This window comes from Pigmentiphaga daeguensis (assembly GCF_039523035.1).
Taxonomy (GTDB): domain Bacteria; phylum Pseudomonadota; class Gammaproteobacteria; order Burkholderiales; family Burkholderiaceae_B; genus Pigmentiphaga; species Pigmentiphaga daeguensis.
Genome location: NZ_BAAAEN010000013.1, coordinates 46,183 through 70,942, shown reverse-complemented (window position 1 = coordinate 70,942; position 24,760 = coordinate 46,183). Strand labels below are relative to the sequence as shown.

The following is a 24,760-nucleotide window of genomic DNA, read 5'->3' as shown; positions in this document are numbered from 1 at the left end:
CATGTTCGAACGGATCATCCGGTTCGCCATCGAGCAACGATGGCTGGTCATGCTGGCGGTGTTCGGCATGGCCGCGCTGGGCCTCTACAACTTCACCCGCCTGTCCATCGACGCGGTGCCCGACATCACCAACGTCCAGGTGCAGGTCAACACGTCCGCGCCGGGCTATTCGCCGCTGGAGACCGAACAGCGCATCACCTATCCCGTCGAGACCACCATGGCGGGACTGCCCGGCCTTGCGCAGACCCGGTCGCTGTCCCGCTACGGCCTGTCCCAGGTGACCGTCATCTTCCGCGATGGCACCGATATCCACTTCGCCCGCCAACTGGTCAACCAGCGCATCCAGGAAGCGCGCGAGGCCCTGCCGGCCGGCGTCACGCCGACGCTGGGGCCGATCTCGACCGGGCTGGGGGAGATCTACATGTGGACGGTCGAGGCCGCGCCGGACGCGCGCAAGCCGGACGGCAGCCCCTACACGCTGGCGGACCTGCGCGAGATCCAGGACTGGGTGGTACGCCCGCAACTGCGGACGGTGCCCGGCGTGACCGACATCAACACCATAGGGGGCTACGCGAAGGAGTATCTCGTCGCGCCCAACCTGGAACGCATGGCCGCCCACGGCCTGACGCTGGCGGACGTGGTGACGGCGCTGGACCGCAACAACGTCAACGTCGGCGCCGGCTACATCGAGCGGGGCGGCGAGCAGTACCTGGTGCGCGCGCCCGGGCAGGTCGGGTCCATGGAGGACATCCGCGAGGTCATCGTCAGCCAGGCCCAGGGCCAGCCCATACGCGTGCGGGACATCGCCGACGTGCAGATGGGCCGCGAGCTGCGCACCGGCGCCGCCACCGAGAACGGCAGGGAAGTGGTGCTGGGCACCGTGTTCATGCTGATCGGCGAGAACAGCCGCGCCGTGTCCCGCGCCGTGGACGAACGGCTCGCGGCCATCAACAAGACCCTGCCGCCGGGCGTGAAGACCGTGACGGTCTACGACCGCACCACGCTGGTCGACAAGGCCATCGCCACCGTCAGGAAGAACCTGCTGGAAGGCGCGATCCTGGTCATCGTCGTGCTGTTCCTGTTCCTGGGCAACATCCGGGCGGCGCTCATCACGGCCATGGTCATTCCCCTGTCCATGCTGTTCACCTTCACGGGCATGGTGTCCTACAAGGTCAGCGCCAACCTGATGAGCCTGGGGGCGCTGGATTTCGGCATCATCGTCGACGGCGCGGTGGTCATCGTCGAGAACTGCGTGCGGCGGATCGCGCACGCCCAGGCCGCCGCGGGCCGCGCGCTGACGCGCGCCGAACGCTTCGGCGAAGTATTCGAGGCCTCGAAGGAGGCGCGGCGGCCGCTGATCTTCGGCCAGCTCATCATCATGATCGTCTACCTGCCGATCTTCGCCCTGACCGGCGTGGAAGGGAAGATGTTCCATCCCATGGCGATGACCGTGGTGCTGGCGCTGCTGGGCGCGATGATCCTGTCGATCACCTTCGTGCCGGCCGCCGTGGCGCTGCTGCTGGACGGCCGCGTCCAGGAAAAGGAAAACCGCCTGATGGCCGCCGCGCGCCGGCTGTACGAGCCGCTGCTGAGCCGCTCGCTGGCCAACACGCCGGTGGTGCTGACCTTCGGCGCGGTGGCCGTGGCACTGGCGCTGGCCGTCGCGACGCGGCTGGGCGCGGAGTTCATCCCGAACCTGGACGAAGGCGACCTGGCGGTGCAGGTGCTGCGCATACCCGGCACCAGCCTGTCCCAGGCCATCGCGATGCAGGAGGAGCTGGAGAAGCAGGTCGCCAAGGTGCCCGAGGTGGAACGGGTGTTCGCCAAGATCGGGACGGCCGAGATCGCCTCCGATCCCATGCCGCCCAATATCGCCGACACCTATGTCATGCTCAAGCCGCAGGATGCCTGGCCGCAGCCGCGCCGTTCCCACGAGGAAGTGGTGGCCGCCATCCGGAAAGTGGTGGAGGGCGTGCCGGGCAACAACTACGAGTTCACGCAGCCCATCCAGATGCGCTTCAACGAGTTGATCTCGGGCGTGCGCAGCGACGTCGCCGTCAAGATCTTCGGCGACGACATGGCACAGCTGGAACGCACGGCGGCCGAGATCGCGGCGGTCATGGCGCGCCTGCCGGGCGCCGATGCGGTCAAGGCCGAGCAGACCGCCGGCCTGCCCATGCTGACCATCGCGGTCGACCGGCAGAAGGCCGCGCGCTACGGCGTGAGCCTGGCCGAGGTGCAGGAGACCATCGCCACCGCGGTGGGCGGGCGCGAGGCGGGCATCTTCTTCCAGGGCGACCGGCGGTTCGACATCCTGGTGCGGCTGCCCGACAACGTGCGGGGCGACATCGAGGCGCTCAAGCGACTGCCGGTGGCGTTGCCCCGGGGCGAGGGCCAGGCCCGCGTGGCCTTCGTGCCGCTGGCCGAGCTGGCCCGTTTCGAACTGGCGCCCGGTCCCAACCAGATCAGCCGCGAGGACGGCAAGCGGCGCATCGTGGTCAGCGCCAACGTGCGTGGCCGCGACCTGGGCTCCTTCGTGTCGGATGCCCAGAACAGCATCGAGGCGTCGGTGCGCATCCCGCCCGGCTACTGGACGGCGTGGGGAGGCACGTTCGAGCAGTTGCAGTCCGCCACCGAGCGCCTGCAATGGGTCGTGCCGATCTCGCTGCTGCTGGTGTTCGCGCTGCTGTTCGCCATGTTCGGCAACCTGCGCGACGGCTTGATCGTGTTCACCGGGATCCCCTTCGCGCTGACCGGGGGCATGCTGGCCCTGTGGCTGCGAGGCATCCCGCTGTCCATTTCCGCGGCCGTGGGCTTCATCGCGCTCTCGGGCGTGGCGGTGCTGAACGGGCTGGTGATGCTGTCCTTCATCCGGTCGCTCAGGGCGGAAGGCCATCCGCTGGACGAGGCGGTCCGCCTGGGCGCCGCCACGCGGCTGCGGCCAGTGCTGATGACCGCGCTGGTCGCATCGCTGGGCTTCGTGCCCATGGCGCTGGCGACCGGCACTGGCGCGGAGGTGCAGCGGCCCCTGGCGACGGTGGTCATAGGCGGCATCATTTCGTCCACCGCCCTGACCCTGCTGGTTCTGCCCACGCTGTACCGGCTGGCCTACCGACGCCAGGCGCATGGAGAGGAGAATAGATGATGAATGACATCTATTGAATAAATTATAGTCATCATTTATTATTCGCCCTTCATGCACAGGAGGGCGACATGCCCCGCGTATCGCGACAGCAGGCCGAGAAGAACCGCGCCGCCATCGAGGAAGCCTCGGCGCGGCTGATCCGGGAACAAGGCATCAAGGGAGTCAGCGTGGCCGACCTCATGGCGGCGGCCGGGCTGACCCACGGCGGCTTCTACGGGCACTTCGAATCCAAGGACGCGCTGGCCGCAGCCGCTTGCGCCAAGGCCTTCGCCGCGTCGCGGGAACGCTGGCGGGAACGGACAGCGGGCATGGCCGACGCATCCGCGGCGCTGCGCGTCATCGTCGAAGCCTACCTGTCGCCGCGGGCACGCGACAACGCCGGCAGCAGTTGCCCGGCGGCTTCGCTGGCGGTGGACGTGGCCCGGGAATCCGCCGACAAGCCGGTGCGCCGGAGCTATGTCGACGGCATCCAGGGGCTGGTTTCCTCGCTGGCCGCGCTGTACGGCAGTGGTGATGCCGCGGCCGACCGCGAGCGCGCGCTGGTCGAACTGTCTCTCATGGTGGGCGCGCTGCTGATGGCGCGGGCCACGGCGGCCGACCCCATTTCCGACCAGATCCTGGACGCGGCCCGCAGGCATCTGCTGCCCGCGGACGATACCTCTCCCACGCCCTGACAGGACCGCATCGTGTTCGCCCATCCCGTATCGCGCTGGCTGGCCCGGCGAGGCATCCATTTTTCCTGGGTCATGGTGGCGCTGGCCTTCCTGACCATGTTGTCGTCGTCGGCCGCGCTGGGCCTGCCCGGCGCTTTCCTGCAACCGCTGTCCCGCGAGTTCGGCTGGAACGTCGACCAGATCTCGTCGGCCCTGGCCGTGCGGTTCGCGCTGTTCGGCCTGATGGGGCCGTTCTCGGCCATCCTGATGGAACGTTACGGGCTGCGCCGCATCATGTGCACGGCCATGGTCCTGGTGGCCTTCGGACTGCTGCTGGCCACGCGCATGTCCGAGGTCTGGCACCTGGTCGCCTTGTGGGGGTTGCTGCTGGGGTTCGGCACCGGCCTGACGGCCGTGGTGCTGGGGGCGGTGGTCGCCACGCGCTGGTTCGACCAGCGTCGCGGACTGGTGCTGGGTATGCTGACGGCCAGCGCGGCCACGGGGCAGCTCGTGTTCCTGCCGGCCGCGGCCTGGCTGATCGAACATGTCGGCTGGCGCATGGCGGTGGCGCCGGTGGTGGCGTGCTGTCTGGCCGTGGCGCTGCTGGCGTTCCTGCTGGCGCGCGATCGTCCGCAGGATCTCGGCCTCGCGCCCTATGGCGCCGATCCCCACGCCGCGGCGGCGCCGCCCGCCACGGCGCGTCCCTCGTTCCTGGCTCCTCTTCAGGTGCTGCGCGCCGTCTCCGGCAACCGGACGTTCTGGGTATTGTTCGGCACTTTCTTCGTCTGCGGCCTGAGCACCAACGGCCTCATCCAGACTCATTTCATCTCGTTGTGCGGCGACTTCGGACTGGCCGCGCTGCCGGCCGCCTCGGTGCTGGCGATGATGGGGGCGTTCGACTTCGTGGGCACCATCCTCTCGGGCTGGCTGTCCGACCGCTACGACAATCGCAAGCTGCTGTTCTGGTACTACGGCCTGCGCGGCCTGTCGCTGTTCTGGCTGCCGCATTCGGAGTTCACGCTGTATGGGCTGTCGCTGTTCGCGATGTTCTACGGCCTGGACTGGATCGCCACCGTGCCGCCCACGGTCAAGCTGGCGGCGGCCGAATTCGGCAAGGAGAAGGCGGGCATGGTGTTCGGCTGGGTGTTCGCCGGCCACCAGATCGGCGGCGCGATCGCCGCGTACGGCGCGGGGCTGGTCCGCACGCAGATGCTGACCTACACGCCGGCCTTGTATGCCGCGGGCGCGGCGTGCCTGGTGGCCGCGCTGGTCGTTTTCCTGATTCGCCGGCGGGCGCCCGTGCCCGCGCCCGCCGCTGCGCGGTCCGCCTGACGGAGCCGGCCGCATGTCCATCGATCCGCGCACGCGCCGCCTCATCGAGGCTCCCATCGTCCCCACGCTGCTGCGGCTGGCGGTGCCCAACACGCTGGTGCTGGCCGCCCAGGCCAGCGCGGGCATCATCGAGACCTATTTCGTCGGCAGGCTCGGCACCGACGCGCTGGCCGGCGTGGCCCTGGTGTTCCCGACCGTCATGTTGATGCAGATGCTGTCCGGCGGCGCGGTGGGAGGCGGCATTTCCTCGTCGATCGCCCGGGCGCTGGGAAGCGGCCGGCGCGAGGACGCCGATTCGCTGGTCCACCACGCGATCGTGGTCGGATTGCTGTTCAGCCTGTTCTTTACGGTGGCCGGGCTGGCGGGCGGCCGTTGGCTGTACGGGCGCATGGGCGGCTCGGGCGGTTCGCTCGAGGCGGCGCTGGAGTATTCGCGCTGGATCTTCGGCGCGTCGGCGCTGGTGTGGCTGTTCAATTCGCTGGCGTCGGTCGTGCGCGGCACTGGCAACATGAACCTGCCCGCGGCGGTCACCTGCGCGGGGACAGCCATGCTGGTGCCGCTGTCGCCCCTGCTCATCTTCGGCTGGGGACCGCTGCCGGGCCTGGGCGTGGCCGGCGGGGCCATCGCGCTGCTGGTCTACTATGCCGCGGGCAGCGCCGCGCTGCTGGCCTTTCTTTGTTCGGGCCGCGGCATCGTCCGCCTGACCTGGAAGGGCTGGGCGCTGCGCTGGCCGCTTTTCCGCGACATCCTTCGCGTGGGACTGGTCGCCGCGGTTTCCACGGTGGCGATCAACATCGCCATCAGCATCGCCACCGCGCTGACCGGCCATTTCGGCCCGGCCGCCATCGCGGGCTACGGCACCGGTTCGCGCCTGGAATACCTGCTCGTGCCCCTGGTGTTCGGCCTGGGCGGCCCCATGGTCGCCATGGTCGGCGCGGCGATGGGGGCGGGCCGGCACGACCGGGCGCTGCGCATCGCCTGGGTCGGCGCGGGATGCGCCTTCGTCGTGGCGGAGGCCATAGGCCTGGCGGCCGCTTGTTTCCCCCATGCCTGGCTGTCGATGTTCGGCAGCGAGCCCGACATGCTGGCCACCGGATCGCTCTATCTGCGCATCGTGGGGCCCGCCTACGGATTCTTCGGCGCGGGGCTGGCGCTCTACTTCGCATCGCAGGGCGCGGGGCGGCTGCTGTGGCCGGTGACCGGCAGCGTCGTGCGCCTGATCCTGAGCGCAACCGGCGGGATGGCCGCGATCGCGGCGGGGCTGGGGCTGGCGGGAGTTTTCGCGGCCCAGGCGCTGGCGCTGGTGGTCTACGGCGCCATCAATGCGGGCGCCATCGCGCGTGGCGCATGGTTTGGCGGGGCGCCGTATCGCTCGAAGAAATCGCAAAGCTGGCGCCCCAGGAAGTCCTCGCCCGTATCGAAGTGAGCCATGATGGACATGTGGTTGTGGCGAGGCAGCATGAGGAACTGGTTCGCCCGGTGTCCGCGGGCGCGCAGGCGGTGGAAGAATTCCGCGCCGTAGACGTCCAGCAGCGGGTTCTCGTACTCGGCGATCGCCACGAAAAGCGGGAGGGAGTCCGGCGTCACCATGCTGACCGGCGACAGCGCTTCGTACCGGCTCTCGTCGTTGCCGAAGTACGCTCGCACCCCGGTGGCGTTGGGGTTGGCCGCCAGCGCATCGGCGCGCAGCCGGCCGGACAGGATGGCCGCCGCCCGCAGTCCCTTGCCCCGATAGGGCAACTGCGGGTCCAGGGCATGGTGGGCGACGTGGGTGCCGCCCGCGCTGTGTCCGATCGCGACCATCCTGCCCGGATCGCCGCCGTGGGAGCCGATGTTCTCTTCCATCCACGCCAGCGCGCGTCCCAGGTCTTCGGCCCCTCCGGGATAGGGCGCGCCGGGCGCGAGCCGGTATTCCAGGTTGACGCCCAGGTAGCCTTGCCGGGCGAACCAGGTGGGTACATTCGCGTAGACACGCGAGGTGACGTCCTTGTCTCCCCGCACGTAGGCGCCGCCATGCATGAACACGACGACAGGCAGGGGACCGGCTAGGGCGGGATCGCGATAGATATCCAGGACGTGGCGCGGGTCGGGCCCGTAGGCGACGTTGCGCGTGCAGGCAGGGCCCGCGGCGGACGTCGTGTCCAGCAAGGAGGTGTAGGCATCCAGCACCAGGTCCCGATGCGTCCGGATATCGTCGCCCCAGGCCGGGCCGATGCGCGCCAGCAGCGCGTCCACCGTTCGAGCCGCGTTCATAGGGCGGCCAGCCGCGGCTGGCGGGGCGTCCTGGCGCGCGGGCTCGACGACGGGGCCAGCACCGCGCACATGACGAACTCGACCACGGCCCGCCAGTGGCTGATCATCGATGCGGTGGAGTCGGCCTTGTCCTTGGGCCACAGGGTCCGGATGTTCGAGGACACGTTGAAGAAGTGTACGCATGCGCCCATGATATTGACGGCCGCATGGCCGGGGTCCTGCTGCCGGAACGAGCCGTCCGCCACGCCGCGCTCGAGGATGTCGGCCAGCGTCCGGTACAGCTTGCCGCCGTTGCGGTTGTAGAACGCGCCATCGTTCTGGATGTTCTCCAGCGCGAACAACGGTCCGAGATGGGGTTTGGCGACCATCTGCTGCAGCAGCCTTTCGACGAAGGCATGCAGCGCGTCGACCGGCGGAAGCTTGCGCAGGGAATTGAAGTCCATACCCTGTTCGCGGTCCTGGAACACGCGGTCGAGCACCGCCTGGTACAGGGCTTCCTTGGTGTCGAAGTAATAGTGGATCATCGCCTTGGTGACGCCGCTGCCCGCGGCGATTTCCTCGGTGCGGGTGCTGCGCAGCCCGTCGCGGGCGAAGATCTTCTCGGCCGAGTCGAGTATCGCGCTGCGGGTGGCGACGCTGTCGCGCACGGCCTTGCGCGGGGTGGGGGTAGCCCTCGGGCGGAGTGACGAAGTGCGTGATGCCATGGAGGATTCTTTACGAAGGGGGCGGCCAATGCCGTTCATAGTATCGCGATGGCTTCGATCTCGATCAGGCATCCCGGCGTAACCAGGGACGAGACCTGCACCGTGGAACTGGCGGGCAGCGGGTCCGTGAAGACTTCGCGGCGTATCGCGGAATAGTCCGCGTAGCCGTCCAGCGTCGTGAGGAAGGCCGTGATCTTGACCACATCGGCCAGCGACCCGCCCGCCTCGCGCAGCAGCGCATCCATGTTGGCGAAGATTTCCCGCGCCTGCCGGCCAAGGTCGCCCGCATGGCGGGCATGTTCCGGGTCGGTTCGCGCCAGTTGGCCCGATACGAAGACCATGCGTTTGCCGCCGGCCACCTCCAGCGCCTGGGAGTAGGGGCGGCCCGAGGGCCCCAGGGGTGTCTTGGTGATCATGCCGGTCTCCCTGTTCTATAAGTAACTATCTGGTTGGTTAATTCTAAGCATCGGCTATCGATCATGTCAAAGATCATTGCGGAAAGAATCTTCTTGACATGCCTTGCCCGGGATTTCTAGACTATTAACTAATCAGTTGGTTAATTAAGGAAAACGGAATCACAAGGAGCCGAGATGTCCGCACAGCCGTCGTCTTTCATTCCCGTCACCGGCTTTCCCGGAATACGCGAGCAGCGGTTTCCGCTGAACCTGGGGGAGGCATTGCCCCGCGTTGAACGTATCTGGACCGTCGCCAAGGGATCGAACTGGGATCCGGTCACGGACATCCCCTGGAGCCAGCTGGACCTGGGCAAGTACACCCCGGAGGAGCTGTATGCCGCCCGGGTGTTCTGGAGCCGGCGCGCCTGGAGCGAATACACCGGCCTGGCTGAATCGCCCACCGTGCTGCTGCGGTTCGCCTTCGAGGGCGGCCGGCCGGGCATGATCAAGCTGGCCCTGGCGACCAAGTTCATGGACGAGGCCAAGCACATCGAGGCCTCGTACCTGATGGCGGAGAAACTGGGCGGCTACCTGCCCGAACCGCCGGAAGGCGCGCCGCGCAAGCGTCTGGTGGCGGGCCTGCGCGAGCGCGGCATGAACCCGGACTACACCCCCGAGGCCGTGCTGGCCTGCTGGCATTGCGTCAGCGAGTACTTCGCGGTCGAGATATTCCGCGTCCGCTATCACCACACCACCGATCCCGTCGCGCGGGCCGTCCTGGGCCGGATCCTGGCCGACGAGGTCCGTCACATCGGCATGGGTTGGGAATACCTGGCGTATCGCCTGCCGCAGGTCTCGGACGAAGTCCGCGAGAATGTGAGGACGGCCATGATCGACGTCATCGAGAACATCGAACTGGGCGGGTTCCACTCGTCGTCCAACGTCAACGAAGAGCAGGATCTGTTCGCCCGGCTCGACCTCGTCGTGGCCAAGGCCGGCCTGGGAGCGGCGCCCCCGGAAATCGAGCACGAGGCCTTCGTGTCCACGTTGGCCGAGATCAGGAGCAAGGCGGCTCAACTGGGCATAGACCTGCCCGAATACACGCTGTGAACCGTGCCGGCCGGCTTCGCAAGGGGCGACCGGCCGGCGATGCCGACGTCTTGCGCGCCGTCCAACGGCAGCCGAGGATACGACCATGATTCGCACTCTATGCATGCAAGCGGCAATCGGGATTTCGCTCACCTGTATGGCCTTGCCCGGCGCACGGGCGCAGTCCTATCCCGACAGGCCGATCCGCTTCATCGTGCCGTTTGCGCCGGGCGGCACCGCAGACGTGCTCACGCGGGCGCTGGCCCAGAAGCTCGGACAGCGGCTGGGCCAACCCGTGATCGTGGAGAACCGGCCGGGGGCCAGCACGGCGATCGGCGTCAAGCATGCCGCGATGGCGGCGCCGGATGGCTATACCATCCTGTACGGCGGCGTCAGTTCCCAGGTCATGAACCCGCTCATCAACCGGGTCGACTTCGATCCGGTCAAGGACTTCACGCCCATTTCCCTGGTGAATTCGCTGCCCCTGGTGCTGGTGGTCCATCCGTCGCTGCCGGCGGCCGACTTTTCGCAGTTCCTGGCGCTGGCGAAGACGCGCGCCCAGCCCATCACCTATGCGTCGGCCGGGGCGGGAACGTCCAACCACCTGGCGGGGGAACTGCTCAAGAGCGCCGCGCGCATTCCGCTGCTGCACGTCCCTTACAAGAGCAGCGCTCCGGCCTTGAACGACCTGCTTGGGGGGCACGTCGACGCCATGTTCGACCTGGTGTTGACCTCGGCGCCCCAGGCCAGGCTGGGCAAGGTGCGTCCGCTTGCCATCACCAGTGCCCGGCGCAGCCCGCTGCTGCCGGACGTTCCCACCTTGCGCGAGCTGGGGCTGCCCGAGGGAGAGGTCGATGTCTGGACCGGGGTGTTCGGCCCGGCGGGCATGCCGCCCGCGATCGTCGCGCGCCTGCACGACGAGATCGCCGCCATCCTCCGGTTGCCCGAGGTCCAGCAGCAGTTCGCCTCGCTGGGGGCCCTGGCCGAACCCAGCACGCCGGAGCAGCTGGGAGAGCTGCTGCGATCCGAGCTGGCCAAGTGGAAGCGGGTTGTCCGGGAGGCCAGGATAGGCACGGACTGATGGTGGTTTCATGTCAATTCCCGTTTTGGGGATCAGGGTTTCCCTTAGGAACGCAGTGCTCGAGCGTCCCGTTATCATGTATTTGCCCTACCTATGGGTGGCACTTGTTTTGCACCGGTTGCAGTCTCGTGACGCCCTTTGACAGGACCGGTGCCGCCCGTCGGTTACAACCACCCGGGAGACCCGCACATGCACCGCCGTTCCTTTCTGACCAAGGCAACCGTGGGCGCCGCCGCCGGCGGCGTGACGTTGGCAGCACCCGTATTCGCCCAGGACGCGCCTACCGTCACCTGGCGCCTCGCCTCCAGCTTTCCCCGCAGCGCCGATGCCATCTACAGCGGTGGCGAGGCCGTGGCCAAGTATGTATCCGAGGCCACCGGCGGGAAGTTCACGATCCGCGCCTTTCCCGCCGGGGAGATCGTGCCCGCGCTGCAAGTGCTCGATAGCGTGCAGAACGGCACCATCGAATGCGGGCACAGCGCCTCCTATTACTACTACGGCAAGGACCCCACGCTCAGCTTCGACGCGGCGGTGCCCTTCGGGCTCAACACGCGCCAGATGAACGCCTGGATGCGCCACGGCGACGGCCTCAAGCTGTTGCGCGAGGTGTTCAAAAAGTACAACGTCGTCAATTTCCCCTGCGGCTATACCGGCACCCAGATGGGCGGCTGGTTCCGCAAGGAGATCAAGTCGGTCGAGGACCTGAAGGGCCTGAAGTTCCGCGTCAGCGCGTTCGCCGGCGCGGTGTTGTCCCGCCTGGGAGTGGTACCGCAGCAGATCGCCGGCGGTGACATCTACCCGGCGCTGGAGAAGGGCACCATCGACGCGGCCGAGTGGATCGGTCCGTACGACGACGAAAAGCTGGGCTTCCACAAGGTCGCCAAGAACTACTACTACCCGGGCTGGTGGGAAGGCACGCTGCAGGTGTCGCTGTACGTGAACCAGGACGCCTACAACAAGCTGCCCAAGCAGTACCAGGCCGTGCTGGAACAGGCGTGCGCGGCCGCCACCAACGACATGATCGCCAAGTACGACGCCGAGAATCCCGCGGCGCTGCGCCGGCTGATCTCGCAGGGGGCGCAGTTGCGGGCCTTTCCGAAGTCGGTCATGGACGCCTGCTATGCCGAGGCCAACAAGGTATACGCCGAGATGAGCGCCAAGAGCCCCGAGTTCAAGAAGGTCTATGACAGCATGGTCGCCTTCCGCGGCAACGTGCTGCCATGGTTCCGGGTGGCCGAAGGCAACTTCGACGGCTACATGTCCACCATCCGCAAGTGACAGGCCCCAGCGTGGCGCTACCTACCCGGTTCCCCGCCACGCACAGGAAGCATGAATCGCTCGCCTGGCCACGCGCCAGGCGTTTTTCGTTCAGCATCGGTCTACAACCATGAATGCTCTCCTTGCTTTCTCCCGCCTGGTCGACAGGCTGAACCTGCTGGTCGGCAAGGCCGTCACCTGGCTGACCCTGGTGGTGGTCGTCGTCAGCGCGGGCAACGCCGTCGTGCGCAAGGTCTTCCACACCAGCTCCAACGCCTGGCTCGAACTGCAGTGGTACCTGTTCGGCGCCATCTTCCTGCTGGCCGCGGGCTATACCCTGTTGAAGAACGAACACGTGCGCGTGGACATCGTCGCGCAGAAGCTGTCGCAGCGTACGCAGATCTGGATAGAGGTCCTGGGCGTCGTGTTCTTCCTCCTGCCGGCCTGCGTGCTGATCATGTGGCTGTCCTGGCCCGTGTTCGTCGATTCCTTCGTGACCGACGAGCAGTCTTCCAACCCCGGCGGGCTGGTGCGCTGGCCCGTCAAGCTCCTGATCCCCGTCGGCTTCTGCCTGCTGGTGCTGGCCGGCCTCTCGCACCTGATCAAGTGCGTGGCCTTCCTGATGGGCAAGGGGCCCGATCCGCGGGAGCGGGACCGGGGCAAGAGCGCCGAGGAGGAGCTGGCCGAGGAAATCGCCCGCGAGGCGCAGGCCCGCGAGGCCGCTGCCCACGGCAGCACGCAGGGAGGCCGATGATGATCGACTTCCTGATAGCGAACCTGGCGCCGATCATGTTCGCCAACCTGGTGGTTTTCCTGCTGCTGGGATTCCCGGTTGCGTTCGCGCTGGCCGCCAACGGCATGCTGTATGCGCTGATCGGCATCGAGCTGGGCCTGCTGACGCCGGTGCTGTTCCAGGCGCTGCCGCAGCGGGTGTTCGGCATCATTACCAACGACTCGCTGCTGGCGGTGCCTTTCTTCACCCTGATGGGGCTGGTGCTGGAGCGCTCCGGCATGGCCGAGGACCTGCTCGAGACCATCGGGCAGTTGTTCGGGTCCCTGCGGGGCGGGCTGGCCATCGCCGTGGTGTTCGTCGGCGCGATGCTGGCGGCCACCACGGGCGTGGTGTCGGCCTCGGTCATCTCCATGGGGCTGATATCGCTGCCCATCATGCTGCGCTACGGCTACGACCGCAGGCTGGCCTCGGGCGTGATCGCGGCCTCGGGCACGCTGTCGCAGATCATTCCGCCCTCGCTGGTGTTGATCATCCTGGCCGACCAACTGGGCCGGTCGATCGGCGACATGTACCGGGGCGCGATGCTGCCCGGTTTCCTGCTGGCCGGCGCCTACGTCGTGTACGTGGTGCTGGCCTCGCTGATCAAGCCGGACAGCGCGCCCGCGCTGCCCGAGGAAGCCCGGCGCTTCCAGGAGCCCAACGGGACGCGCGGCGGCCGGTCGCTGCTGGTGCTGATGCTGGTCTCGGCGAGCATCGCGGCGCTGGTCGGGGACTATCTCGAACACGACACCGCGCCGGTGGACGAGCGCATCGTGCTGACCATGCTGATCTGGGGCGTGTCGGCCTTCATCATCGCGCTGGCCAACAAATGGCTGCGCCTGGGGTGGCTGTCCGCGCTGGCCGAGCGGGTCACCTTCGTGATGATCCCGCCGCTGTTCCTGATCTTCCTGGTGCTGGGGACCATCTTCATCGGCGTGGCCACTCCGACCGAGGGCGGCGCGATGGGCGCGGTGGGGGCGATCGCGATGGCGCTCATGCGCAAGCGCCTGTCGCTGAATCTGCTCAAGCAGGCCATGGACACCACGACCAAGCTGTCATGCTTCGTGGTGTTCATCCTGATCGGTTCCACCGTGTTCGGCCTGACCTTCCGGGCCGTCAGCGGCGACTTGTGGGTCGAACACCTGCTGACCTCGGTGCCCGGCGGCCAATGGGGCTTCCTGATCGTCGTCAGCATCCTGACCTTCGTGCTGGCCTTCTTCCTGGACTTCTTCGAGCTGGCCTTCATCATCGTGCCGCTGCTGGGGCCGGTGGCCGAGAAAATGGGCATAGACCTGATCTGGTTCGGCGTGCTGCTGGCGGTCAACATGCAGACGTCGTTCATGCATCCGCCCTTCGGCTTCGCGCTGTTCTACCTGCGCTCGGTGGCGCCCAAGGAAGACTACCTGGACAAGGTCACGGGCAAGCGCATCGCCAAGGTCACCACCGGCCAGATCTACTGGGGTTCGATTCCCTTCATCGTGATCCAGTTGCTGATGGTGGCCGTCGTGATGCTGATGCCGGGACTGGTGATGCACTACAAGGGCGACCAGGCCGCGGTGGACCCGGGCAGCGTCAAGATCGAGGTGGACAGCTCGTACGGCGAGAGCTATGGCGGCGGGGGGGCCTACGGGGAAGAGCCCGCGCCCGGTTCGGGCCAGGAGGGCAGGGACCCGAACGCCGACTTCAAGTAGCCTGCGGCGCGGCGGCGGCGATCTCCCGGGTCACCGCCGCCGCGCAATGCCGCACCAGCTCGGCATAGCCTTCCTCGTTCACCAGTTTTTCGCGCTTTTTCTCGTAGACCAGGGTGGTGGCCCCGACGACGTGGCGCCCGTCGTTGAAGATGGGCGCCGCGATGCCGATGACGCCCGGGTCGATCTCCTCGCGCGAAATGTAGTGCCCATCCTTGCGGATGCGCTTGTAGTGCCGGGCGAAGGATGGCCAGTCGCCGGCGATGGCAAGCACGTCGGGGTCGGCCTTGTGCCGCTCGTACAGCCGCTTCAGGCGCGCGGCCGGCAGGTTGGCGAGGATGACCGCCGGGGCGGCGCCCTTGAACAGGGGCATCAGGTGGCCGCGGTCAAGGCTCATGGGCGCGAGTTCGCCCACGCGCTCATGGTGGCTGTGCACGATCTCGTCGCCGTATATGTTGCACAGCACGACCGTCGTGGCCGTGCGCTGGGCCAGCTCGCGCATGCTGGCGCGGCTGGCCAGCATGATGGGCTCGGTCCGCCGGATGCGGTAGTCGAGTTCGATGATCTTCGCGCCCAGCGCGTATCGCCCCGCGATCTTCGCCAGCAGGCCGGTCTCGCACAACTGCTTGACGTAGCGGAAGGCGGTGGGCCGGGAGACTTCGAGCAGGTCGGCGATTTCCTCTGCCGCCAGCGTGGTCCTGGCTTCGGAAAAAAGGTCCAGGACCTGGAGGACTTTGGCGAACTGGGACATGGGGGATCGATGCACCTCGGTATTCGGCGCGCCGGCCATGCCGGCCGGCGCGTTCGCAGGCATGATGGTAATCAATCCCGGACCGGCTTGCCCGGTCAGCGCTGCGCGGCGGCCGGAGCCTCGAAGTCGGCCGCGATCTTGCGGCGGGTCCAGTCGATGATGGTCTCCATGCACTGCGCGAGTTCCCGGGGCTGCCCCAGGTAGTAGTGGGTCGCGCCCTTGATCTGCACGAATTCCTTGTCCGGGGTGCCGAGCGCCGCATGGATCAGGGGATTGTGGGTGGCGGGCACGGCGTCGTCCGCTTCGTTCTCGATCTGCAAGACGGGAACCCGGCGTATCCGCGCGGCGTTCACCGGACCCTTGATGTTGGAGTGGTCGTAGGACCATTGCGACAGCCAGCTGCGCAGCGTGCTGAACCGGGCCAGGCCGGCGGGGCCGGAGTTGACCACGCGCGGGTCGCCCAGATAGCACCAGTTCGGCTTGCGCCCGTTCGGGTCCACCGCGGGATCGAGCCAGCGCACGTCGCACATGGTGCGATGGACCACGAAGCCGCGTTCCCGTTCGCCCGAGGACGAGCGCTTGAGCCGGTCCAGCGTATCGAGCACCCAGGCGCTGATGCGGCGATTGCGCGCCAGCTGCGCCGCCCGGAAGCGCGCCACGAAGTCCTGCGAGAAGGGGGGGCGGTTGGGGCAGTCGGGGGCGTAGATGTCGAATTCCAGGTCCCGGTCCTCGGGGTCCAGTTCGTTGCGCACCGAAGGGTCCAGCCATTCGGTCAGGGTTTCCGGCCGGCTCAGGTGGGCGGCGATGAAGATGATCCCGTCCGCCGGCGTCAGGCCGGCCTGCGTCAGGTCATAGGGGTCGCCCGCCGGCGTGTGGGTGATCGAGGGCGCCTCGGCCTGGGCCTCGTAGAACAGCGACAGCGCGCCGCCGCCGGACCAGCCGACCAGCACCACTTTCTCGTAGCCCAGGTCTTCGCGTGCGTAGCGCATATAGGCGCCCAGGTCGGCCGCCACTTTTTCCATGATCAGGGCCGAATCGTTCTTGGCGTATCGGCTGCCGGCGCACAGCACGTGCATGCCGGATTCGGCCAGCGCCACGGGCATGGGCAGGAGCTGCAGCGTCGAGGCCGGATGCATGAAGAGGAACACGACCTTGGACTGGACGTTGCGGGGCACCAGCCGCTGGCCTTCGAGCACGGTATAGCCCTGGCTGCCGTTGAAGCCGTAGGTTTCCACCATTTCGACCGGCTCGCGGAATTGCAGGATGACGGGGATGCGGTCGAAAGTGTGCTTGGACGGCGTGGACATGACGCGGATTTCCTTGTGGGTTGCGGGGCGGGCGGTTAGCGATGGGCGGCCGAGGGCCGGGTGCGGACCCAGTCCGCCAGTTCGGCATGGGCCGAGGCCTTGAATTCGTCGAGCTTGGCGGCGGGCGCGGTGCGGGTCGTCAGTTCGAGCCGGATGCCATTGGGGTCGAAGAAGTAGATGGACCTGACGAAGCCGTGGTCCGTGACGCCAAGGACCTCGACTCCGGCCGCTTCCAGGCGGGCGCGGGCCGCGCGGAGTTCGTCCTCGGACTCGACCTGCAGCGCGATGTGGTTGACCCAGTCGGGGGTGTTGGCGGAAGGTTCGGCCGCCTGGCCGTCGCCCAGGTCGAAGAAGGCCATGTAGGAGCCGTCCCGCATCTCGAAGAAGATGTGGACGTAGGGGCAGTATTCGCCGGTGCTGGGCACGTGGTCGGCCCGGATCACGTGCGCGAGCGGCAGGCCCAGGAGGTCCTCGTAGAAGTGGCGGGTTTCCTCGGCGTCGCGGCACCGGTAGGCGTAGTGGTGCAGGCCTTGTATGGGAACGAGCGTTGCCATGGTGTCTCCTTCTGCCCCCGGCGCCGGGGGCGGTGGGGGCTGTCGATGATGTGGCAGAGATTGTCGGCGAATTTTGAAAAAGTATCAATAACAGATACTTTTAATTTAAATATGGCGGTTTTTTTCCGATAAAATTTTTCAATAATTTCGGAATTTGCAAAAACAAAAGCCGCCCCAAAGGGCGGCTCGGAAAGGGCGGGGCGGTCCTTCGCGGACCGCGCCGGGGTCAGAGGAAGGAGGGCCGGGCCTTCAGCGCGGCCGGGCTGTAGCCGGCGACTTTCTTGTAGTTGTCGGAGATGGCCTGCAGCTCGGCCTGGGAGACGATGGGTTCGAGCTGTTCGAAGCGCTTGCCGCCGGTCCGCTCGTAGACCTCGCGCAGGATGGCGTCGGGCGGATTCGTGCGGTTGGTCAGCACCACCTGCGTGGTCGCCGCGACCCGGACCTTGTCGTAGTCCTGCAGGGCTTCCTCTGTCAGGCCTCGCCGCTTCAACTGGCCCGCCAGGTAGCGGGCGTCGATGATGGCCTGGCCCGCGCCGTTCGACCCCCGCGGCACCATGGGGTGGGCGGCGTCGCCGAGCAGCGTCAGGCGGCCCTGGGTCCAGGTGGGCAGGGGATCCTGGTCCACCATGGGATATTCCAGGATCGAGTCCGAGGACCGGATCAGGGCGGGAACGTCCAGCCAATCGAAATGCCAGTCCTCGAAGGCAGGCAGGAAGTCTTCCAGCCTGCCCGGCCGGCTCCAGTCGCGGATGGCCGGATTGGGATCGGTGATTTCCGCCACCCAGTTGATCAATTGGCTGCCCTTGCCGTCGACGTCGTTGCGGATGGGGTAGATCACCATCTTGCCCACGTCCAGCCAGCCCGCGCGCACCATGCTGGCCTCGCTCAGGAACGGTTTCCATACCGCGGTCCCGCGCCACATGTTGACGCCCGAATAGCGGGGTGCGCCTTCCTGTGGATAGAGCTGCTTGCGCAGGGCCGAGTGCACGCCGTCGCAGGCGACCAGCAGGCGGGCGCGCACGTCGGGCAGGCGTTCGCCGTCGGGCGAGACGAAGTGCGCGGTGATCGATTCCCCGTCCTGCGTGGCGCCGGTGCAGCGCTGTCCGCAGACCACGGCGTCCGGGCCCAGGCGCTGCTTGACGGCGTCGAACAGCACGGTCTGCAGGTCGCCCCGGTGGATGGAGTATTGCGGCCAGTCGAAGCCGGCGGCCAGGCCCGCGGCTTCGCGGAACACGAATTGCCCGTGTTCGTTGAAGAAGATGGACTCGCGCGTACGCACGCCCACCTTGTCCAGCTCGGGCAGCAGGCCCAGCTCGGCCAGCTCGCGCGCCGCGTGGGGCAGGACGTTGATGCCCACGCCCAGCGGCCGCAGTTCGGGCACGGCCTCGTAGATGCGGCAGGCGATGCCGGCCTGGTGGAGACTCAGGGCCAGCGTCAGCCCGCCTATCCCGGCGCCGATGATGACCACGTCCTCTTTGCTGCTCATGTTCGTACCCTCGTGATGAACTTTCTCTTGCGGATCCCTGGCCAGGGATCCGCTGGTGCTGGTATTAGGCGCCAGAACGTATTATTTTTGAAGTTTAGATATGATATGAATACATATTAGAGTTTTATGAATCTCTCATTGCGCCAGTTGCAGGTGTTCCTGCACGTCGCGCGGATCGGCAATTTCACCCGCGCCGCCGAGAAGGCCCATATGACGCAGGCCGGGCTCAGCATCATGATTCGCGAGATGGAAAAGCAGCTCGATTGCCGGCTGTTCGACCGCACGACCCGGATGGTGGTGCTGACCGAGGCCGGCCGCGACCTGCTGCCCGTGGCGCAGCGGGTGGTGGGGGACCTGGAGGAGGTGGTGTCCAAGCTGGGCGTGGCCGGCCGGCGCGCAAGGCAGACGCTGCGCATCGCGGCCACGCCGCTGATCTCGTCCAACATCCTGCCCCGGGTGTTCCAGCTGTTCAAGCAATCCCACCCCCACGTGGAACTGCGGCTGGCCGATACCGAGCTGCAGCAGGTCGAGGCGCTGGTGGCGGCGGGCGAGGCCGATATCGGACTGGGGTTCTTCTTCAAGCCGCTGGCGGGGCTGGACCGCGCGCCGGTGGGCAAATTCCGGCTGATGCGCGTCGCACCGACGGACGGGGTACCGGGCCGGCCGGTGGGCACGGCGGCCTGGACCAGCCTGCGCGAGGTGCCGTTGCTCGGCCTGCCGCCCGCGAATCCCATCCAGCGGCTGATCGAGCCGCACCTGGAGAAGATCGGCCGCGGCAACGAGGACCGCGCCAGCTTCAACTTCTTCGAGACCCTGATCTCCATGGTCGAAGCCGGGCTGGGCACGGCGGTCATCCCCACGTTCGCGCTGGTCGCCTGCCACCGCCACCGGGTGGCCACCGATCTGCTGGTCAAGCCGGCGGTCAGCCTGGACCTCTATCAGGTGACGCGGCGCGGTTTCAAGGGGCCGCCTGTCCTGGATGACTTCCGCGCGACCCTGATGCAGGCCCTGCCAGCCGTCGGATCCTAGCAGGCGCCCCGCGGTCCGGCCGGATGCGATAATCCGCGTGGTTCGCGCGCCGCTCCGGCGCGCAGGGAAAAGGAGACGGCCGAGCGGCCCCGCTTATGTTGCTGCAAGTGATCTATCTGGTCGCCATCACCGCCGAGGCCGCCTCGGGCGCGATCATGGGCATGAGGCGCCGCATGGACCTGTTCGGGGTCTGCGTCGTCGGCACGGTCACGGCCCTGGGGGGCGGCTCCATCCGCGACGTGCTGCTGGGCCACTATCCGCTGGGCTGGGTGGCCCATCCCGAATATCTATTCTTCACCGTGGGGGCGGCCCTGGCGGCGGCGCTCCTGGTCCGGTACATGCATCGGGTGCGCATGGCCTTCCTGCTGCTGGACGCGCTGGGCCTGGTCGCCTTCGCCGTGATCGGCTGCGACGTGGCCGAGGCCGCGGGCGCGCATCCCGCCATCGTGGTGCTGATGGGCATGGTGACCGGCATCTGCGGCGGCCTGCTGCGCGACATCCTGTGCAACCAGGTGCCGCTGGTCCTGCGCCGCGACCTCTACGCCTCCGTCGCGCTGGCGACCGGCACGCTGTACGTGTTGCTGCAGCGCTACGGCGTCGGGCACGATCATGCCACCGCCATCGCGCTGGTGGCCGGCTTCCTGTTCCGCATGGTCGCCATCCGCTGGAGCCTGACCCTGCCCGTCTTCACGACCAGAACGCCTCCCGAACATTGAAGGAACGTCCTCGATGAGCCAGACCTCTCTGCAATACCGCACCTTCCTGCTCCTGCTGGTATTGGTCACGCTGGCGTTCGGCTGGCTGCTGTGGCCGTTCTTCGGCGCCGTATTCTGGGGGGCCATCCTGGCCATCATCTTCTTCCCCTTGCAGCGCCGGCTGGTGGCTGCGTTCGGCGGCCGCAACAACCTGGCGGCCCTGGCCACGCTGGCGGTGTGCGTGCTCATCGTGATCATCCCGGTCTCGCTCATCGCAGGCACCATCGTCAGCCAGGGCGCGGGACTCTACGAGCAGATCAAGGCGGGCGACATCGATTTCCGCGGCTACCTCGACCAGGCCATGGCGGCCCTGCCTCCGACCGCGCGCAGCCTGCTGGAGAAGTTCGGCCTGGTGGACGTGAACAGCATCCAGAACAAGCTGGCCGAGGTCGCGACCCGGGGCAGCCAGTTCTTCGCCACCCAGGCGCTGAACATCGGCCAGAACACCTTCCAGTTCGTCATCAGCCTGGGGGTCATGCTGTATCTGCTGTTCTTCCTGCTGCGCGACGGCCCGGACCTGTCCGCCCGCATCCGCCAGGCCCTGCCGCTGACCGAGGAACACAAGCGCCACCTGTTCCGCAAGTTCATCGCGGTCGTGCGGGCCACGGTCAAGGGCAATATCGTGGTAGCCATCACCCAGGGCATGCTGGGCGGCCTGATCTTCTGGATCCTGGGCATCAAGGGCGCCCTGTTGTGGAGCGTCGTGATGGCTTTCCTGTCGCTGCTGCCGGCGGTGGGGGCCGGGCTGATCTGGGGGCCGGTCGCCGTCTACTTCCTCCTGTCCGGCGCCGTGCTGCAGGGAATCATCCTGACCCTTTACGGCATCCTGGTGATCGGCCTGGTCGACAACGTGCTGCGTCCCATCCTGGTCGGCAAGGACACGCGCATGCCCGACTACGTGGTGCTGATCTCGACCCTGGGCGGCATGGCGCTGTTCGGGATCAACGGCTTCGTGATCGGGCCGCTGATCGCCGCGCTGTTCATGGCCGTGTGGGACCTGTTCTCGTCGATAGACGGTCCGCCTTCTCCCGACCGGAACTGACCTCTCGCGCCCGCCGTTGCGGAATTCCGGAACGGCGGGCGGCCCGCATGGCGGAATTCTGGCCGCCCGTGTCGCTCCCTCTGCCCGCCGGCTCCCGAAAACGCCAATGAAAACAGGCCCTTGCCGCATGTTCGCGTGCCGGGGCCGTGTTGGCATGGGTGTTGCTAATCCTCCGTCGCTGTAACGAGAAGATTCAAGACACATGACAGGAGGAGGCAGGAATGAGACCCGAGACGACACGGGGGCGGCAGGCGCGCGCCCATGGATATGGAATGGGCCGGCTGGCCCTGGCGGCGGGCGCCGCCGCGGTGCTGGCCACGGCCTGCGGCGGGGATGACGGGGATGGCGGAGCGCCTCCGGGACCGCCGCCGGCGCCGGCCCTCAAGCTGAGCACGGTTTCCTCGCTGCCGGACTACGTCACGGGCGACGACGCGCTGGTGCGGCTGGAGGTGCCGGCCGGCGTCAGCGGCACGCCGGTGGTCATGCTGGACAAGAGCGACGTGTCGCGGGCGTTCGCGAAGATCGGCGATCGCACCTGGCAGGGGCTGGTGAGCGGCATGGCGCTGGGCAAGAACACCTTGCGCGCCCAGGTCGGGGACGCGACCGCCACGCTGGAGGTCACGAACTATCCCATCACCGGGCCGATGATCTCCGGCCCCCACCAGAAGCCCTTCCTGTGCACCACCACCACCTTCGGCCGGCTGGGCGGCGGCACGCTGGACGGGCCGTTCGGCGAGCACTGCTCCACCAATACGCGGGTCGATTACTTCTACCGGAACAAGTCGGGCGGCAACAGCCGCTGGAACACGCCCACGGTCTATCCGACCGACATGGCCACCATCACCATCGACGAGGGCAAGCCGACCGAGCGCACGGTGCCATATCTCGTGCGGCTGGAAACGGGCACGATCAACCGCGGCATCTACCAGTCGGCGATGCTGCACGATCCGCTCAACGACGGCGAGATCGGCCCGAACAAGCGTTCGAAGGCCTGGAACGGCAAGCTGATGTATCCGCTGGGCGGCGGCTGCCAGGGCGGCTGGTACACGCAGGGCGCGACCTTCGGCACCCTGATCGTCGACGAGTGGATGAAGCAGGGCTACGCGGCCGTCACGTCCACGCTGAACATCTTCGGCTCCAACTGCAACGACCTGCTGTCGTCGGAGACCGTCGCGATGACCAAGGAGCGCTTCATCGAGGCCTACGGCGTGCCGGTCTACACGATAGGCACCGGCGGATCGGGCGGCGCCTATCAGAGCTTCCAGACCTCGGACAACTATCCCGGACTGTTCGACGGCATCATCGTGAACATGGTGTTCCCGGACGTCACCTCGGCCACGCTGTTCAAGGTCTTCGATTCCCGGCTGCTGAACAACTACTTCAACCGCGCGGGCGGGCTGCCCTACAGCGACGAGAAGAAGAAGGCGATCTCCGGCTACCTGCAGGTCGGCAACATCGCCAATATGAGCGGCAGCGCCGGCCGGCTGGATCCGGTGGTCTCGTTCCCGGCGGGGTTCCAGGAAAGCCTGAAGTATCACCCGGTCAACAACCCCGGCGGCAGCCGCGCCACCGTGTATGACCATACGGTGAACGTCTACGGCAAGGACAGCCGGGGCTTCGCGCTGCGGCCGATCGACAACGTGGGCGTGCAGTACGGACTGAAGGCGCTGAACGACGGCGCCATCACGGTGGAAGAGTTCCTGGACCTGAACGCCAACATCGGCGGCCTGGACGTGGACCTGAAGCCCACGGCGGCCCGCACGACCGGCGACATCGACGCGATCCGCCGCGCCTACCAGTCGGGGCGCATCACCCATGGCGGGGGCGGCCTGGCCTCGACCGCCATCCTGGAGCACCGCGACTACTTCGACAACGCGGTGAACGGCGACATCCACAACAAGATCCACTCGTACTCGGTGCGCGAGCGCCTGAAGGCCGCCAACGGGCATTTCGACAACCACGTCATGCTCGGACCGGGCCCGGTGGGCGACAACCTGCTGCAGCTCATGGACCAGTGGCTGATGGGCGTGGTGGGCGACGCCTCCGACCAGCCCAGGTCGCGCAAGGTCGTCTCGCACAAGCCCGCGGGGCTGGCGGATGCCTGCTGGGACAGTGGCGGCAACAAGATCGTCGAACCGTCCACGGCCTATGGCGACGGACGCTGCAACCAGCTCTACCCGGCAGGCATCACGCCGCGCCTGGTGGCTGGCGCGCCGCTGGCCGACAACATCGTCAAGTGCCAGCTCAAGGCCGTCGATCCGGCCGACTACAAGGTCACGCTGAATGCCGGACAGCTGGAGCGCCTGCGGCAGATCTTCCCCGGCGGCGTGTGCGACTGGAGCAAGCCCGGCGTGGAGCAGCAGCCGCTCAAGGGCACGTGGCTTTCGTTCGGCCCGTCCCCCCGGAATCTGGTGTTCGACATCACTCGTCCTTAAGGAGGTATAGAAATGAAGTTTCTTTCCATGTTATCGCTCGGCGTCCTGGCGGCCCTGGCCGCTCCGGCCCAGGCGCAGGACTTCCCCGGCAGCGCGCCCATCGTCGCCGTCGTGCCGTTCGCCGCGGGCGGCCCCACCGACAAGGTGGCGCGCGACGTGACGGCCGTCATGGCCAGGCACCTGAAGGGCCAGATCGTGATCGAGAACGTAGGCGGAGCGGGCGGCACCATAGGCGCGAAGAAGGTGGCCACCGCACGCAACGACGGCCATACGGTGCTGATCCACCACATCGGCATGTCCACCGCGCCGGCCTTGTACCGCCAGTTGGGCTTCGATCCGCTCAAGGACTTCGAGATGATCGGCGAGATCGCCGACGTGCCGATGGTGCTGCTGGGCACCAAGAGCCTGCCGCCGGACAACTTCAAGGACCTGCTGCCCTACATCAAGGCCAATTCCAGCAAGCTGTTCCTGGCGAATGCCGGCATCGGGTCGGCCTCGCACCTGTGCGGCCTGCTGTTCATGAGCACCATAGGCACGCAGCTGGGCACGGTGCCCTACAAGGGGACCGCGCCGGCGCTGACCGACCTCATCGGCGGCCAGGTGAACCTGATGTGCGACCAGACCACCAACGTCGCCGGACAGATCAAGGCCGGCGTGGTCAAGCCCTACGTCGCGATGCAGTCCACGCGCATCGACGCGTTCAAGGACATCCCGGCCGCGGCCGAGCAGGGGCTGCCGGGCATCGAGGTCAAGATCTGGCACGCGATGTATGCGCCCAAGGGCACGCCGCCGGCCGTGGTCGAGAAGCTGTCGGCCGCGCTGCAGGCGGCGGTCCAGGACCCGGTGTTCCGCGGGAAGATGGAGGAACTGGGGGCGCAGGCGGCGACCGGCGAACGGGCCCGGCCCGACTCGCTGCGCAAGCATCTTGGCAACGAGATCGCCAAGTGGACGCCCATCATCCGGGCGGCCGGCGTCTACGCCGACTAGACGCAAAGGAGCTTGCGCCGCCACGTGGCGCAAGCTCCGATGTCT

The 24,760-nt window shown here is 67.3% G+C and carries 21 protein-coding genes; 14 read left to right on the top strand and 7 right to left on the bottom strand.

Features of this window, described 5'->3' with window-relative positions; all coding sequences use genetic code 11:
• The first annotated feature begins 1 nt into the window (after position 1).
• The 4 genes from ABD104_RS16950 (at position 2) to ABD104_RS16935 (ending at position 6,556) form a co-directional block, all read left to right on the top strand.
• Positions 2-3,145 carry an efflux RND transporter permease subunit gene (locus ABD104_RS16950; protein ID WP_343927903.1) on the top strand — a complete coding sequence of 1,048 codons (3,144 nt, stop codon included), beginning with the start codon at positions 2-4 and terminating at the stop codon, positions 3,143-3,145.
• 68 nt (positions 3,146-3,213) lie between these two features.
• Positions 3,214-3,819, top strand: a complete 606-nt coding sequence (locus tag ABD104_RS16945) for a TetR/AcrR family transcriptional regulator (protein WP_087839984.1) — start codon at positions 3,214-3,216, stop codon at positions 3,817-3,819.
• 12 nt (positions 3,820-3,831) lie between these two features.
• Entirely contained in the window at positions 3,832-5,130 is a 1,299-nt protein-coding gene (locus tag ABD104_RS16940; protein ID WP_087839983.1) for an MFS transporter, read from the top strand.
• A 13-nt stretch (positions 5,131-5,143) separates the two neighbouring features.
• On the top strand, positions 5,144-6,556 hold the full coding sequence (locus ABD104_RS16935) for an MATE family efflux transporter (protein WP_087839982.1): 1,413 nt from the start codon (positions 5,144-5,146) through the stop codon (positions 6,554-6,556).
• Here the strand turns inward: ABD104_RS16935 and ABD104_RS16930 are convergent.
• Genes ABD104_RS16930 through ABD104_RS16920 form a run of 3 tightly spaced genes read right to left on the bottom strand, consistent with a single transcriptional unit; the run spans position 6,439 to position 8,503 of the window.
• Positions 6,439-7,383 (bottom strand): alpha/beta hydrolase, encoded by a 945-nt coding sequence (locus tag ABD104_RS16930; protein ID WP_343927902.1) that lies wholly within the window; start codon positions 7,381-7,383, stop codon positions 6,439-6,441. The two genes, ABD104_RS16935 and ABD104_RS16930, sit on opposite strands and share 118 nt — an antisense overlap.
• Positions 7,380-8,087, bottom strand: coding sequence for a TetR/AcrR family transcriptional regulator (locus ABD104_RS16925; RefSeq protein ID WP_132979204.1), 708 nt, complete (start codon positions 8,085-8,087; stop codon positions 7,380-7,382). The genes ABD104_RS16930 and ABD104_RS16925 overlap by 4 nt, the downstream gene beginning before the upstream one ends.
• Before the next feature lie 35 nt (positions 8,088-8,122).
• The gene (locus ABD104_RS16920; protein ID WP_087839979.1) at positions 8,123-8,503 is read right to left on the bottom strand and encodes a RidA family protein; all 381 of its coding nucleotides are present in this window, start codon (positions 8,501-8,503) and stop codon (positions 8,123-8,125) included.
• A gap of 174 nt (positions 8,504-8,677) precedes the next feature.
• Here ABD104_RS16920 and ABD104_RS16915 point away from each other — a divergent pair, with 174 nt between their 5' ends.
• From ABD104_RS16915 to ABD104_RS16895, 5 genes are all read left to right on the top strand, one after another.
• The gene (locus ABD104_RS16915) at positions 8,678-9,592 is read left to right on the top strand and encodes a ferritin-like domain-containing protein (protein ID WP_087839978.1); all 915 of its coding nucleotides are present in this window, start codon (positions 8,678-8,680) and stop codon (positions 9,590-9,592) included.
• Positions 9,593-9,677: 85 nt separating this feature from the next.
• Positions 9,678-10,652 (top strand): Bug family tripartite tricarboxylate transporter substrate binding protein, encoded by a 975-nt coding sequence (locus tag ABD104_RS16910; RefSeq protein ID WP_132979205.1) that lies wholly within the window; start codon positions 9,678-9,680, stop codon positions 10,650-10,652.
• 189 nt (positions 10,653-10,841) lie between these two features.
• Complete coding sequence (locus tag ABD104_RS16905) at positions 10,842-11,930, top strand: TRAP transporter substrate-binding protein (protein ID WP_087839976.1); 1,089 nt, start codon at positions 10,842-10,844, stop codon at positions 11,928-11,930.
• A gap of 109 nt (positions 11,931-12,039) precedes the next feature.
• Positions 12,040-12,663 (top strand): TRAP transporter small permease subunit, encoded by a 624-nt coding sequence (locus tag ABD104_RS16900; RefSeq protein WP_087839975.1) that lies wholly within the window; start codon positions 12,040-12,042, stop codon positions 12,661-12,663.
• A 2-nt stretch (positions 12,664-12,665) separates the two neighbouring features.
• The gene (locus ABD104_RS16895; protein WP_087840001.1) at positions 12,666-14,372 is read left to right on the top strand and encodes a TRAP transporter large permease; all 1,707 of its coding nucleotides are present in this window, start codon (positions 12,666-12,668) and stop codon (positions 14,370-14,372) included.
• Here the strand turns inward: ABD104_RS16895 and ABD104_RS16890 are convergent.
• The 4 genes from ABD104_RS16890 to ABD104_RS16875 form a co-directional block, all read right to left on the bottom strand.
• Positions 14,365-15,183: an IclR family transcriptional regulator gene (locus ABD104_RS16890; protein ID WP_343927901.1), complete on the bottom strand. Its 819-nt coding sequence runs from the start codon at positions 15,181-15,183 to the stop codon at positions 14,365-14,367. The genes ABD104_RS16895 and ABD104_RS16890 overlap by 8 nt on opposite strands.
• Positions 15,184-15,215: 32 nt before the next feature.
• Complete coding sequence (locus tag ABD104_RS16885) at positions 15,216-16,427, bottom strand: alpha/beta hydrolase family protein (protein ID WP_132979206.1); 1,212 nt, start codon at positions 16,425-16,427, stop codon at positions 15,216-15,218.
• 35 nt (positions 16,428-16,462) lie between these two features.
• Positions 16,463-16,981 (bottom strand): VOC family protein, encoded by a 519-nt coding sequence (locus ABD104_RS16880; protein WP_087839972.1) that lies wholly within the window; start codon positions 16,979-16,981, stop codon positions 16,463-16,465.
• Positions 16,982-17,207: 226 nt separating this feature from the next.
• Complete coding sequence (locus ABD104_RS16875) at positions 17,208-18,467, bottom strand: flavin-dependent oxidoreductase (RefSeq protein ID WP_087839971.1); 1,260 nt, start codon at positions 18,465-18,467, stop codon at positions 17,208-17,210.
• A gap of 126 nt (positions 18,468-18,593) precedes the next feature.
• Here ABD104_RS16875 and ABD104_RS16870 point away from each other — a divergent pair, with 126 nt between their 5' ends.
• The 5 genes from ABD104_RS16870 (at position 18,594) to ABD104_RS16850 (ending at position 24,715) form a co-directional block, all read left to right on the top strand.
• On the top strand, positions 18,594-19,496 hold the full coding sequence (locus ABD104_RS16870; RefSeq protein WP_087839970.1) for a LysR family transcriptional regulator: 903 nt from the start codon (positions 18,594-18,596) through the stop codon (positions 19,494-19,496).
• 101 nt (positions 19,497-19,597) lie between these two features.
• Positions 19,598-20,212: a trimeric intracellular cation channel family protein gene (locus ABD104_RS16865; protein WP_207958600.1), complete on the top strand. Its 615-nt coding sequence runs from the start codon at positions 19,598-19,600 to the stop codon at positions 20,210-20,212.
• A 13-nt stretch (positions 20,213-20,225) separates the two neighbouring features.
• Positions 20,226-21,293, top strand: coding sequence for an AI-2E family transporter (locus ABD104_RS16860; RefSeq protein WP_087839968.1), 1,068 nt, complete (start codon positions 20,226-20,228; stop codon positions 21,291-21,293).
• A gap of 221 nt (positions 21,294-21,514) precedes the next feature.
• A complete protein-coding gene (locus tag ABD104_RS16855; protein ID WP_243724412.1) occupies positions 21,515-23,728 on the top strand; it encodes a DUF6351 family protein in 2,214 nt (737 codons plus the stop codon).
• Between the two features lie 12 nt (positions 23,729-23,740).
• On the top strand, positions 23,741-24,715 hold the full coding sequence (locus tag ABD104_RS16850; RefSeq protein WP_132979209.1) for a tripartite tricarboxylate transporter substrate-binding protein: 975 nt from the start codon (positions 23,741-23,743) through the stop codon (positions 24,713-24,715).
• The last annotated feature ends 45 nt before the right edge of the window (positions 24,716-24,760 follow it).